Raw genomic sequence first — 14,048 nt, forward strand, 5'->3', positions numbered from 1 at the left:
GTTTGACAGGTAAAGATGAGGTGCTTATTGGGCCTTTTTACGACCCAGTGCCCTACGACGTCGTGCTTGATCGTGTGCTGCATGCTATCGGCCTGAAGTGAAGGTGGCTTTCACTGCCCGTCTGTGCGCCAGCCCTGCCGCACTGCCCATTGGCGCCTCAGTTTGGAAATGTGGTGCCGTGATGGCCATGACTGGTTGAATCTGCCGGTGAGGTATGAAAAACCTTGTGCGAGTGCGATTTTTGCGAAATTGTTGAGGAGGATTGGGAAAAAAGTGCTAATTTTACAAGCTTTGTTTAATATGGACGGGTATCGCCTGAACCCTATTAAATAAATTAACTAAAAAAGATTAACCGGGCGGGTGTCGCGCTGTGCCTGCATCGCAGCGCGCCCCCGCGACTTGAGGCATGATCGACAAACAAAAGCTTGCTACAAACAAACTTGCTACAAACAAAAATACAACACATAATAATATTTTTTTCTATATGAGAAGCATACTCTTTTTTCTACTCACGCTGTTGCTGAGCGTGCCGGCCATGGCTGGCACCGGCCTGCAAGGCGTGGTGATTGACGCCAGGACCAGCCAGCCTGTGGCGGGAGCCACGGTGATGCTCGACGAGCAGGGCCTCACTGCCACCACCGGGCCCGGCGGCGACTTCCTGATCGAGGGAGCCAAGGCTGGCAGCGACCGCCTGCTCATCATGGGCTACGGCTACAAGGACTATGCCCAGGATGTTGTGCTCACGGCTGGTGTGGTCGCCAACCTGGGCGTGATCAAGATCAGCGACAACGCCTTTGTGAGCCGTGCTCAACAGAGCATCAACGAGGCCAACCACGAGATCCAGCTCACCGAGTCGCAGCTCGAGGACGAGGAAGGCAACACCCAGGCCGTGGCCACCCTCACGGGTGCCAACGACAACCCCTTCTACCAGGCAGCGAGCTTCGGGTGGAGCATCATGCGCTTCCGTGTGCGCGGCTACAACTCGGAGTACACCAACACCTACATCAACGGTGTGAACTTCAACGACGCAGCCCGCGGCCGCTTCAACTACTCGATGCTGGGCGGCTTGAACCAGGCCTTCAAGAGCAAGTCGATAGGGCTGGGGCTTGAGGTGAACAACTTTGCCTTTGGCGGCGTGGGCGGTGCCAACAACATCAACACCCTTGCCCGTGACTATGCCCCGGGCCTGCGCGGCAGCGTGGCCTATACCAACGGCAACTACCGCTGGCGCGGCATGGTCACCTACAGCACTGGCCTCATGCCCAACGGCTGGGCGCTCACCCTGAGCGCGGTGGGCCGCTATGCCGACGAGGGCGTGATACCAGGCTCGTTCTACAAGAGCTGGGGCTACTTCCTCTCGGTATCTAAAGACCTCAACGCGAGCCACACACTCTCGCTGGTGACCTTCGGGGCACCCACGCGCCGCGCCAGCAACTCGGCCACCTACAAAGAGGCCTACGAGCTGGCTGGCAGCAACCTCTACAACAGCAACTGGGGCTGGCAGCAAGGCAAGAAGCGCAACGCCCGCACCGTCGAGGCCTTCGACCCCACGGTGATACTCAACTGGCTGTGGAAACCCAAGATGGGCACCACGCTCAACACCGGCGTGTCGTTTCACAAGTCCTACTACTCGTCGTCGGCCCTCAACTGGCACAATGCTGCCGACCCGCGCCCCGACTACTACCGCTACCTGCCCAGCTACTACACCGACGAGGCCACCCACGCGCTCTACTACAACAACTGGACCATGGGCGGCGACTCCTATCGGCAAATCAACTGGGACAAGCTGTACCAGACCAACTACTTGAACACGACCATAGCCGACCAGACCGGCGTGGAGAACGGCTCTACCTATATCATCGAGAAGCGCCACAGCAACCAGGCCAGCTGGACGTTGAGCTCCAACCTCAACACCCGCCTGAGCGAGCAACTCACCCTGCAGGCCGGCTACGATGCCAACTACACCCGCTCGAGCTACTACAAGACCATCGACGACCTGCTGGGGGGCCGCTACTGGCTCGACGTGGACAACTACTCGGAGCGCGACTTCCCCGGCGACCACAACACGCCGCAAAACGACCTGCGCAACCCCAACCGCAAGGTGGGTGTTGACGACCGCTTCGGCTATGACTACGACATCAACCAGTACTCGAGCAGCCTGTGGGTGCAAAACGTGTGGAACTTCGCCCGCTGGGACGTGAGCTATAGCGCCACGGGCAGCTACACCACCTATCAGCGCGACGGCAACATGCAGAACGGCCGCGCTCCCGAGCACTCCTATGGCAAGGGCGCGCACCACAACTTCTGGAACTGGGGCCTGAAGGGCAGCATCGACTACAAGCTCGACGGCCACAACACCTTTGTGGCACATGCCTACTATGGCACCAAGGCCCCGCTCAGCTACAACGCCTATGTGAGCCCCCGCGTGAAAGACGACGTGATTGCCCACCTCAAGAGCGAGCGCATAGCCAGTGCCGACGTGGGCTACTCGTGGAACTTCCGCACGCTGCGCGGCGTGATCACAGCCTTCTACACCGACATGCAGAAGGGCACCGAGCGCACCTCCTTCTACGACGACCTCAACAGCACCTTCATGAACTATGCCCTCACCGATGTGCACAAGGTGTTTAAGGGCGTGGAGCTGGGACTGAGCTGGAAGATGACCGATCGCGTGACCTTCAACGCAGCCATGAACCTGGCCCGCTACCAGTACAAGAACCGTCCCACCGGCACCCGCAGCTTTGAAAACGGCTCTGAAGCCGATATCACCAAGACGGTGTACTTGAAAAACTTCTATGTGAGCGGCACCCCGCAAGAGTGCTACACCATAGGCTTCAACTATGCCGCGCCGCACATGTGGTTCTTTGAGGTGAACGGCTCCTGGATGAACCGCAGCTATATCGAGCTCTCGCCGGTGCGCCACGAGAGCATCGACGAGTTGTGGAAGATTGCCGACAGCCAAGAGGCCCTGCAAAACAAAATCAACGAGATCACCCGGCAGGACAAGCTCAACGAGGCCCTCGTGATCAACATGAGCATAGGCAAGCTCATCTACTTGAGCCGCAGTAGCTCGCTCAACATCAACCTGAACCTCAGCAACCTGCTCGACAACAAGAATATCCAGACGGGCGGCTACCAGCAGGGACGCTTCGACTACAAGAACTACGACATGTCGAAGTACCCCAACAAGTACTACTATGCCCAAGGCTTCAAGATGTATCTCAACCTGGGTGTGCGCTTCTGATGCGGCATGCGGCAGTTGGATTCAACTTTTTTACAACAACGACAACAAAAACCAACAACGACAATAAAACACATTATATGAGACGTTACTTTTTATATCTCTCGATGATATTGCTGGCCACCGGCCTGCTGGCCAGCTGCAACGACGACTTCGACACTCCGCCCATGGTTGTGCCCACGGCCCAGGACAAGCCCAACACGACCATCGCCGACTTCAAGGCCAAATACTGGAAAGACGCGGTCAACTATATCGATACCGTGAAAGACGATATCGTGATACACGGCTATGTGACCAGCAGCGACGAGACGGGCAACATCTACAAGAGCCTCTACATCCAGGACGAGACCGGCGGGCTCACCATCAGCGTGAACCAGAACAGCCTCTACAACACCTACCGTGTGGGACAGGAAATCGTGATACCCATGAAGGGCGCCTGGATAGGCAAGTACAACGGCCAGCAGCAGCTGGGCTATCCGCAATACTACCAGCAGGGCGGCGTGTGGGAAGCCACCTTCCTGCCCCAGGACACCTGGGAGGGCATGGCACAGCTCAACGGCCTGCCCAACATGGCCAAGGTCGACACCATGACGGTGAAAATAAGCGACCTCAAGACCGACAAGGCCTCGCTGCTCAAGTATCAAGGCCGGCTGGTGAAACTGCAGAACGTGAAATTTGAGGCAGCCAACGGCGAGCTCACCTATGCCGAGGCTGGTGCCACCACCAACCGCAACCTGGTCGATAACCAGGGCAACACCATCGTGATGCGCAACAGCAACTATGCCACCTTCCGCAACGACATCCTGCCCTTGGGCAGCGGCGACGTGGTGGGCCTGCTCTACTACTACAACACGCACAACGGCAGCGCAGGCACCTGGCAGCTCTACATACGCAGCACCAGCGATGTGATAGGTTTCTCGACCAGCACCAAGGGCCTGCTCAAAGACCCCTATAGCATCGCCGAGGCCATCTCGCTCCAAAACCAGGGCAAGAGCGGCTGGGTGAGCGGCTATGTGGTGGGCGCCGTGGCCCCCGAGGTGACCAGCGTGAAAAGCAACAGCGACATCGAGTGGAAGGCTCCCACCACCCTCGACAACACGCTCGTGATTGCCGACGACCCCAACTGCACCGATGCAAGCAAGTGCGTGGCCGTGTCGCTGCCGCAAGGCACCCCCTTCCGTGCACAAGCCAACCTGAAGGACAACGAGGCCGTGTACAAGACCAAGATATGGGTCAAGGGCACCATGGCTTCCTACATGAACATGGCCGGCATCACCGGCAACAGCGGTTCGACCGAGGAGTTCAGGCTCAGCGTGGTCACCGGCGGCGAGACCTCGCTCAACGAGGGCTTCGACGGCGGCAAGCTGCCCACGGGCTGGACCGTGGCCACCGTGAGCGGCGACAAGAGCTGGTACGTCACCTTGTTTGACAACAACTACTATGCAGCCATGACGGGCTACAAGGGCACCAATCCGCCATTTGAGTCGTGGCTCATCACGCCGGCACTCGACATCAAGAATGCCAAGAGCAAAGTGCTGAGCTTCCTCTCGCAGGTGAACGGCTACGGCAGCACCACCTCGCGCTTCCAGGTGTATGTGCTCAACAGCACCGACCCGGCCACGGCTACCGTCAAGCAGGAGCTCAACGCCAAGCTCGCCGTGGCGCCTGCCAGCGGCTATAGCGCCTTTGTGGAGAGTGGCGACGTCGATCTGAGCAAGTGGGCCGACGGTAGCTACTACATAGGTTTCCGCTTCTATGCCACCAAGGATGCCAACTATGCCACTTGGTGTGTCGACAACGTGAAATTTGGCCAGGCTGGCACCAAGCCGCAGCCCAGCGGCACCAGCGCCGACCTGAGCACGATGAACGGCGGCCTACCCACGGCCACCTATGGCAACTATACCAGCGCGGCCGGCTGGGCGGCTACCAATGCCAGCCTGCTGCGGGGTGCGGGGCGGCGCTGCCGATGCCAACCCTGTGTTCACCTTCATAGGCACTGCAACGGGGTCGAACAGCGAGTATGCCACGGCTGTCAACCTCAGCGGCAAGACCACGGCAGTGGGCAAGCTGGTGTCGCCAGTGCTGAAGGGCGGCTGTGCCACCCTGAAATTCATCTACGGCTGTGCCTACACCGAGAGAAAGGGCTTGTCGATGCGCGTCGACATCAAGCAGAACGGTGCCGTTGTGAAATCGTTTACCGTGACCAAGGCCGATGCCGTGAAGTACACGGCCTATGACTTCAGCGAGGCGGTGGGCGTGACGGGCGACTTCACCATCGAGTTTACCAACTTGTCGCCCAGCGGGCTCACGACCAACAAAGACCGTGTGGCGGTGTGGAACATCAACTGGACCCAGCCGGCATCGGCTCCACGCCATGCACGACGTTAGTCGGGCGAGATAGCAAGTGAATGAAAAATAATGGGGCTGTACCGCCTGTTGTAGCGGTGCAGCCTCATTACTTTTTTCCCCCTTGTTGTGTTGTGGGCGGCGGTTACTTGCGGCAGAGGGTGACAAAGGTGTAGGGGTAGGGGTTGCGCTCGTCGGCCTCGTGATGCTCCTCGCTGGCGACAGCCCACTGGGCGGCGTCGATGTGCGGAAAGAAGGTGTCGGCCTCGGCAAAGGCGGCCTCGATGCGCGTGAGGTGCAAGGTGCTCACCAGGCCTATGGTGGCTTGGTAGAGGGTGCCGCCACCTAAGATGAAGGCCTCGCCAGGCATCTCGACCATGGCGATGGCCTGGTCGATGCTGTGGGCCACGGTCACCCCTTGGGGGCGGTAGTGGGCATTGCGGGTCACCACGATGTTTTGGCGCCCGGGCAGCGGCCCGCGGGGGAAGGATTCAAAGGTCTTGCGGCCCATGATGATGCTGTGGCCTGTGGTGATGGCCTTGAAGTGCTTGAGGTCGGCCGGCAGGTGGCACAGGAGTTGCCCGTTTCGGCCGATTGCACCGTGGGCGTCGATGGCTACGATAGCCGATAATGTTGTGTCCATTTCATCGATGTTTTTGGGTGTTTTCTTGCAGAATGAGTTGTGGCTCACACCGATACCTGCCCCTTGATGGCGGGGTAGGGGTCGTAGCCCTCGAGCTTGAAGTCGCTGTAGTCGAAGTCGAAGATGCTCTTCACGTCGGGGTTGATGTGCATCACGGGCAGCCGCCGCGGCGTGCGGCTCAGCTGCTCGTGCACCTGGTCGAGGTGGTTGAGGTAGATGTGGGCGTCGCCGAAGGTGTGGATGAAGTCGCCAGGCCGCTTGCCCGTGACCTGTGCCACCATCATGAGCAGCAGGGCATAGCTGGCAATGTTGAAGGGCACGCCTAGAAACAGGTCGGCACTGCGCTGGTAGAGCTGCAGGCTCAAGCGGTCGTCGACGCAGTAGAACTGGAAGAGCGTGTGGCATGGCGGCAGGGCCATGTCGGCCACTTCGGCCACATTCCAGGCGCTCACGATGAGGCGGCGCGAGTCGGGGTTGGTCTTGATGGCCTCGACCACGTTGGCAATTTGGTCGATTGTGCCGCCGTGGTAGTCGGGCCACGAGCGCCACTGGTGGCCGTAGACGGGGCCCAGGTCGCCGTTCTCGTCGGCCCACTCGTTCCATATGCGCACGCCGTGCTCTTGCAGCCAGTGCACGTTGGTATTGCCCTGCAGGAACCACAGCAGTTCGTAGATGATCGACTTGAGGTGCACCTTCTTGGTGGTGAGCAGCGGGAACCCGTCGTCGAGGTTGCAGCGCAGCTGGTAGCCGAAGATGCTCTTGGTGCCGGTGCCGGTGCGGTCGTGCTTGAGGGTGCCCTCGTCGAGCACGTGCCGCAGTAGATCGAGATATTGTTTCATGTCGTGTGCAAAATGTTGTGTTGGGCAAAAGTACTGAAATTTCCCTTCAGGAGCAAATCGTGGCCGCTTGCAGGTGGCGTTGGTTGGCTGTGGCGTTTACAAGTGCAAAAGGATTTGGTTTTTTAAATTGTGCTGCGACGGGCGGTTTAACCGTTGTTTCTGATTGGTTGTTAATAACTTTTTCCCGGGATTAAGATTTTTAATGAGCCTAAAATCCGCAACTATCATCCAATACACGATTAAGGGTAGATTTATGAGTCGTTAGTAGCAGCTTTCAGTAAAAAGCAACAGCACAACATCAATATGTAGCCACCATCCCCTTACCCCACGATGCGACTTGAGGTAATACGCAGATTCAAACCGGAAAGAAAGGATTCTTATCCGAATTCTGTTTTGAAGGGTTTTGCATAAGCTCGGTTCTCTGTGTAGATATTCAGCACGTATTGCCTTGCAGTCATGATCCACTTGGCAGGTACGGAGATGAATCTGAAGACAAAAGCCTTTATGCGACTCGTTTTCTTGAGCCCAAAAGCCTTGGTGTCAAGCCTGCTCATGATGGTCTTGTAGAAATTGTGTATCAATGCAGTAAGCAGAAGAAAGACAGTATTCTCCGCCATGAATGACTTGGGGAGCCTGCTCCAACCGAATCCGTTGTTCATGTCGTCAAAGATACGTTCCTTGCCGCCACGCAGATTGTAGAATTCAACAATGTCCCTTGTCGATGACTTGTAATCGTTGGTCAGAATACAACGGTAAGTGTATTCGCCTTCCCACAGGTCAAGGTCGCCACTGTTGCGTCTTTGTCTCTGGATGACAAGACGATAGCACTTGCCTTCCCATTTCTCAACGAGAATGGAATTGAGTTCGAACTGGATGCCGTTAATCTCCTCCGTCTTCCATCCTCTCAGAGCAAAGATGTCATTGTAGAGCGAACTGCATCGGTTGGCACGGATGTAGAAATGTTTGCAATGCTTCTCTATCTCACTGACGATTTCCTTCGAGCAGGAACCGCAGTCTGCCCTGAAGCGATTTACACGGATGTTCTGGGATTCCAGAAGAGCGAAGAATCTCTTATGGGTGTCTGCCTGATGAAAACGCACATTCGTGTTACCATCGCTGTTCTCGATATAGACTATCTTGTCACCGATAACATATACGCCAGGCCTGTAGCCGAGGAACTTTTTGTAGGTCGGTTTTGCATCATACTTCTCCGTTTCAAGGAACTGATGGTCAAAGTCAACATCGTATTCCTCAATTTCCTTCAACTCGCCTGTAGAAACCAAAGCGTTTATAAGCAATGTGTTGAGTTTGTCTGCAGTATTGAAATCATAGGTCTTGCCTTGGTCGGAAGTATAGGAGATGTTTTCCTGTGTCAGTTCCTTGATGGCTCTGAGGATGGTATCAGAGCTGCATGTACGAAGGGTAGGATGATACGAGAGATGGCGCATCAGTTGTGACGTTACGTCTTCCACGCATGAGCCGCCACAGAAATAAACGCTCATCAGCGAACGGACTATCTCGCTGAACTGATATCCGAAGATACTGCTGCATCTCTGACCCAGTGTTGAGTCGATAACGGGTGAAAGCATGGAGTCAAATTTCTCCATGATTGAAAAAATTCCTCCAAAAGGTGTGAGTTTCTCAGATTTAATTTGTATTTTTGCCATGTCATATTAGAGTTTTGCTTGTTTTCTTTTTGCAACACTAAGATAAGTGAAAATTCTGACATGGCAAAATCCTGGGCAACTTTTTGTTGCTCAGGAACTTATAAATAAAGTTAAATTATAGTGTTGCGGAATTAAGGATGAGTTTGAAATTGTAAATTTTGGAGAAATATAAGTACCTTTACAACCGATTTATCACGCGCACGCGAGACACGAGTCTAAAAGATAACGCAATATTATATTTTTCTCAGCAGGCGATGGCAACACAGCACATAGACGACAACCAGCAAGTATATCACATTCCGGCATTGCTGCAAGAGTGCATGACGGGGCTCGACATCAAGCCCGGCGGCACCTATGTTGACGTGACCTTCGGCGGCGGCGGCCACAGCCGCGAGCTGCTGTCGCGCCTTGGGCCCACGGGCCGGCTCTACGGCATGGACCAGGACATGGACGCCTATGGCAACCGCATCGCCGACAGCCGGTTTACATTTGTACACGGCAACTTTGCCTTCCTGAAAAATTTTTTGCGCTACTACGGTGTCGACAGTGTCGACGGCATCCTGGCCGATCTGGGGGTGTCGTTTCACCACTTCGACGACAAGGACCGTGGCTTCTCGTTCCGCTTCGACGGTCGCCTCGACATGCGCATGAACCGCGATGCGGCCCACGATGCAGCCTGGGTCGTGGCCAACTACGACGAGCAGCGGCTTGCCAGCGTGCTCTACCTGTACGGCGAGCTCAGGCAGAGCCGGCGCATGGCCAGCGCCATTGTCAAGGCACGGGCCAGCCAGCCCATTGCCACTACCGAGCAGCTTGCCGCCTTGCTCAAGCCCTACTTGAAGCCCGGCGCCGAGAAGAAGGAGCTGGCCCAGGTGTTTCAGGCGTTGCGCATCGAGGTCAATCACGAGATCGACGCGCTCAAGCGGCTGCTCGAGCAGTCGCTCGACGTGCTCAAGCCGGGCGGGCGGCTGGTGGTGATCACCTATCACTCACTCGAAGATCGCCTGGTGAAAAACTACATGCGCGCCGGCAACATCGAGGGTAAGGTCGACAAGGATTTCTATGGCCGCGTGAGCACCCCATGGCAGCTCGTGAACAACAAGGTGATCGTGCCCGGCGCCCAGGAGGTGGAGCGCAACCCGCGCTCGCGCAGCGCCAAGCTGCGCATTGCCTGCAAGAAGGCCGCGGCCGGCAATTGAGGTTTCTTTCAAAACATTATGGAGGCGTAAACACAGCTTAAAGAGAAATGGCGAAGAGCAACGACAATAAGAAGAAGAACAACAACAAGAAGAAAGACAAGGGAGGCAGCGACAATGTGGCCTACGGTGTCAACACCACCGAGCTGGCTGGCAAGATGATACAGGGCCGCAGCTTTCTCACCTTCGGCTTCTTCAAGCGCAACATGGTCTATGTGATAGCCATCACGGTCATGTTGCTCATGTACATCAGCAACAAGTACACGTGCCAAAACAGCCTCTCGCAGGTGATGAAGCTCACCGAGGAGCTCAACAACGCCAAGACCGACTGCGTGAATGCCAGCGCGCAGTACAACTCGATGATACGTGAGAGCCAGATGACCGCCTATATCGACTCGATGCACATCGACCTCACCTCACCCGACCAGCCACCATTTTACTTGACCGACAAATGAAGCAATCAAATAAAAAACATATCTTGGCGCGTTACCTGCTTGTGGTGGGTTTCATGCTCATGTTTTCTTCGCTCATCATCTACGACACGTTCAAGACCACTGTGATCTATGCCCATCAGTGGGAAAGCAAGGCCGACAGCCTGTGGCTCGACACCACCGAGATTGAGCCCGAGCGTGGCAAGATACTGGCCGACAACGGCACCGTGCTGGCAGCCAACATGAATTTTTTCACCGCCCGCGTCGACTTCGGCTCGGCGGGCATCAAAGACGACACACTGCGCCGCTACCTGCCTGCCCTGTGCGACAGCCTGGCTGCATTTGACCCCAACAAGAGCAAGACGGCAGCCCAGTGGAAAGCCGAGATACTCGAGGCAAGAGCCAAGAGAAAGACCTCGTTCAGACTGTTCAAGAAATTGTCGCACAACGAGTTTGAGCATCTCAAGCAATTTCCCTTCTTCAACAAGCGTCAGCGCGAGAGCGGCCTCTATGCCGAGAAGCAGAATGCGCGCTGCAAGCCCTATGGCATGATGGCCTCGCGCAGTATAGGCAACGTGAGCGAGCGCGTCGACACCGTCTACAACAAGGCTACGGGCCGCCGCCGCATCGTGAGCCACGGCTATCACGGCCACTCGGGACTGGAAATGGCGCTCGACTCGCTGCTCTACGGCGTGCCGGGCAAGGCACAGAACATACAGCTCACCAACAATGCCGTGAAGTGGAGCATTGTGCCGGCCATAAGTGGCTACGACATCACCACCACCATCAATGTGCAGCTGCAAGACATCCTCGAGGAGGAACTCTCGAGCATGCTCAAGGAGTCGAATGCCCGCTGGGGCACTGCCGTGCTCATGCAGGTGCAGACCGGCGAAATCAAGGCCATCTCCAACCTGGAGTGGAACGAGGAGGCCGGCGACTATGTGGAGGGGCGCAACAATGCCGTGCTGGGCTACGAGCCAGGCTCGGTGATGAAGCCCATATCGATGATGGTGGCCTTGGAAAACGGCACTGTCAAGAACATCGACGCCAAGTGGGAGACCGGCGCTGTGTGGAACTACTGCGGCCGCCCCATCAAGGACCCTCATGGCGGCGCGGCGCTGTCGCCACGCGAGATCATCGAGATGTCGAGCAACATAGGCATGTCGAAGATCACCGTGCAGGCCTATGGCAACAACCCCGACGGTTTTCGCCAGCAACTGGTGAAGATGGGCTTCTTCGAGCCCTATCACTCGGGCATAGGCGGCGAGATGGAACCCAAGTTTGCCCATCTGCCCAACAACAACGGCGGCCGTGTGGCCTTGACGCGCATGGCCTTTGGCTACACCACCGAGATACCGCCGCTTCACATTCTGGGCATGTACAACGCCATTGCCAACGACGGCAAGTATGTGTGCCCGCACCTGGTGAAGAAGCTCTCCCGTGCCGGCGAGCCCGACTCGATTGTGCCCGTGCGCTACATACGTCGCCAGGTGTGCTCGCCCGAGAACGCCGCCAAGCTACGCCAGTGCCTGCACGACGTGGTGTGGGGGCCTCACGGCACTGCCCGCAAGTGGGTGCAGAGCGACCTGGTGGAGATCGCCGGCAAGACGGGCACGGCCTACATCATAGGCAAGGACGGGCGCTACGGGTCGACCAAGCGGTTGGCCTTCTGCGGCTTTTTCCCCTACAGCCACCCGCTCTACTCGTGCGTGGTGCTCATGCTTGGGGCCGACCGCGGTGCCGGGGCAAGCAGCGGCGTGGTGCTCAAGAATGTGGCCCTCAAGATGTATGCCCGCGGCCTGCTCGACAACAAGAGCGACTACCGGGTCACGGCAGCGGGCCATGTGCCTGCAGCCCCCACGCTCTATGCCACCGACAGCAAGAGCCGTGCGGCCAACCTGAACAACGGCATAGGACTGAAAACGGCCAAGGTGCTGGCCCGCCCAGGGGCAGGTGCAAGCAAAGTGGTGCCCAACGTGGTGGGCCTGAGCGCACGCGAGGCCATAGGGCGCCTTGAGCGCCGCGGCATGACGGTGCGCACCCAGGGCTATGGCTACGTGGTGGAGCAAAGCCTGGCACCGGGCCAGCGCTTCACCCGCGGCGAGATGGTGTATCTCAAGCTCAAGAATTGAGCCACGCCCGGGGCGGCCCATGCCGGTGTGTGTGTAAAGACAACAGAATATTATAAAAAGATGAGATAAAAATGGAAAAACAACTCAAAGATTTAATCGCTGCCATCGACGCCAAGCGGGTAGTGGGCAGCCTCGACAAGCGCATCGTCGAGGTGACCAACGACTCGCGACAGGCTCGTGAGGGCTCGCTCTTTATCGCCGTGCGTGGTGCTGTGGTCGATGCCCACCAGTTTATCCCGGCTGTGGTTGCCGCCGGCGCCGCTGCCGTTGTGTGCGAGGAGCTGCCCGCGACACTCGACGAGGCTGTGACCTATGTGCAAGTGCCCAACAGCACCCAAGCCGAGGCCCTGCTGGCCGATGCATGGTATGATCATCCCAGCTCGCAGCTCAAGCTCGTGGGCGTGACGGGCACCAATGGCAAGACCACCACGGCCACGCTGCTCTATGAGATGGCTCGGCTCATGGGCTACAAGGCCGGACTGCTCTCGACCGTGAAAAACGTGGTCGACCGCACCGAGTATCCTGCCAAGCAAACCACGCCGGGCAGCCTTGAAATCAACCGCTTCCTGCACGAGATGGTGCAGGCGGGTTGCGACTACGCCTTCATGGAGGTGAGCAGCCACGCCTGTGTGCAGTACCGCATCGACGGGTTGCACTTTGCCGGCGGCATCTTCACCAATCTCACCCGCGATCATCTCGACTTCCACAAGACGGTCGAAAACTACATCAAGGCCAAGAAGCGCTTCTTCGACTTGCTGCCGCCCGATGCCTTTGCCCTGGTCAATGCCGACGACAAGCAGGGCAGCGTGATGGTGCAGAACACCAAGGCCCGCAGCTATACCTACTCGCTGCGTGCCATGGCCGATTTCAAGGGCCGTGTGATCGAAGACCGCCTCGACGGCATGACCGTCAACTTCAACGGGCAGGAGCTTGAGGTGCGCTTCACGGGCCGCTTCAACGTCTACAACTTGCTCTCGGTGTACGGGGCTTCGGTACTGCTCGGTTTCCCAAAAGACGAGGTGCTGGTCAAGATGAGCCTGCTCGTGCCGGTGGCCGGGCGTTTCCAGACGATGACCTCGCCGCGCGGCTACACGGCCGTGGTCGACTATGCCCACACGCCCGATGCGCTGGTCAACGTGCTCAGCACCATTGCCGAGGTGCTCAACGGCAAGGGCCGCATCATCACCGTGTGCGGTGCCGGCGGCAACCGCGACAAGGGCAAGCGCCCCATGATGGCTGCCGAGGCGGCACGGCGCAGCGACCAGGTGATACTCACCAGCGACAACCCGCGCTTTGAGGACCCCGAGGCCATCCTGGCCGACATGGAGGCCGGGCTCACGCCCGACGACCGCCCCCGCGTGCTCAAGATCACCGACCGTGCCAGCGCCATAGCCACGGCCTGCCAGCTGGCCAAGCCCGGCGACGTGGTGCTTGTGGCCGGCAAGGGGCACGAGAACTACCAGGAGGTGAAAGGCGTGAAGCACCACTTCGACGACCGCGAGGTGCTGCAGCACATCTTCGACAACGAGAAGTAAAACGAATCTGACCGATAG

10 protein-coding genes are annotated in these 14,048 nt (G+C 57.6%); 7 read left to right on the plus strand and 3 right to left on the minus strand.

Annotated features, from left to right (window positions below; all coding sequences use genetic code 11):
- Positions 1-484 precede the first annotated feature (484 nt).
- From GF423_RS07070 to GF423_RS07080, 3 genes are all read left to right on the plus strand, one after another.
- Positions 485-3,244 (plus strand): carboxypeptidase regulatory-like domain-containing protein, encoded by a 2,760-nt coding sequence (locus GF423_RS07070; protein WP_206113156.1) that lies wholly within the window; start codon positions 485-487, stop codon positions 3,242-3,244.
- Positions 3,245-3,321: 77 nt separating this feature from the next.
- On the plus strand, positions 3,322-5,478 hold the full coding sequence (locus tag GF423_RS07075) for a DUF5689 domain-containing protein (RefSeq protein ID WP_154327688.1): 2,157 nt from the start codon (positions 3,322-3,324) through the stop codon (positions 5,476-5,478).
- Entirely contained in the window at positions 5,426-5,629 is a 204-nt protein-coding gene (locus GF423_RS07080) for a hypothetical protein (RefSeq protein WP_154327689.1), read from the plus strand. The genes GF423_RS07075 and GF423_RS07080 overlap by 53 nt, the downstream gene beginning before the upstream one ends.
- A gap of 103 nt (positions 5,630-5,732) precedes the next feature.
- Here the strand turns inward: GF423_RS07080 and GF423_RS07085 are convergent, their stop codons facing one another.
- From GF423_RS07085 to GF423_RS07095, 3 genes are all read right to left on the minus strand, one after another.
- Positions 5,733-6,230 (minus strand): dihydrofolate reductase, encoded by a 498-nt coding sequence (locus GF423_RS07085; protein ID WP_154327690.1) that lies wholly within the window; start codon positions 6,228-6,230, stop codon positions 5,733-5,735.
- 44 nt (positions 6,231-6,274) lie between these two features.
- A complete protein-coding gene (locus tag GF423_RS07090) occupies positions 6,275-7,069 on the minus strand; it encodes a thymidylate synthase (RefSeq protein ID WP_154327691.1) in 795 nt (264 codons plus the stop codon).
- Between the two features lie 377 nt (positions 7,070-7,446).
- On the minus strand, positions 7,447-8,736 hold the full coding sequence (locus tag GF423_RS07095; RefSeq protein WP_005814044.1) for an IS1380-like element IS612 family transposase: 1,290 nt from the start codon (positions 8,734-8,736) through the stop codon (positions 7,447-7,449).
- A 269-nt stretch (positions 8,737-9,005) separates the two neighbouring features.
- Here GF423_RS07095 and rsmH point away from each other — a divergent pair, with 269 nt between their 5' ends.
- From rsmH to GF423_RS07115, 4 genes are all read left to right on the plus strand, one after another.
- Complete coding sequence (gene rsmH / locus GF423_RS07100; protein ID WP_154329005.1) at positions 9,006-9,935, plus strand: 16S rRNA (cytosine(1402)-N(4))-methyltransferase RsmH; 930 nt, start codon at positions 9,006-9,008, stop codon at positions 9,933-9,935.
- A gap of 47 nt (positions 9,936-9,982) precedes the next feature.
- Positions 9,983-10,387, plus strand: coding sequence for an FtsL-like putative cell division protein (locus GF423_RS07105; RefSeq protein WP_154327692.1), 405 nt, complete (start codon positions 9,983-9,985; stop codon positions 10,385-10,387).
- Complete coding sequence (locus tag GF423_RS07110; RefSeq protein WP_154327693.1) at positions 10,384-12,495, plus strand: PASTA domain-containing penicillin-binding protein; 2,112 nt, start codon at positions 10,384-10,386, stop codon at positions 12,493-12,495. The genes GF423_RS07105 and GF423_RS07110 overlap by 4 nt, the downstream gene beginning before the upstream one ends.
- Positions 12,496-12,566: 71 nt before the next feature.
- Positions 12,567-14,030: a UDP-N-acetylmuramoyl-L-alanyl-D-glutamate--2,6-diaminopimelate ligase gene (locus GF423_RS07115; RefSeq protein ID WP_154327694.1), complete on the plus strand. Its 1,464-nt coding sequence runs from the start codon at positions 12,567-12,569 to the stop codon at positions 14,028-14,030.
- Positions 14,031-14,048 lie beyond the last annotated feature (18 nt).

Source organism: Sodaliphilus pleomorphus (genome assembly GCF_009676955.1).
Lineage (GTDB): Bacteria > Bacteroidota > Bacteroidia > Bacteroidales > Muribaculaceae > Sodaliphilus > Sodaliphilus pleomorphus.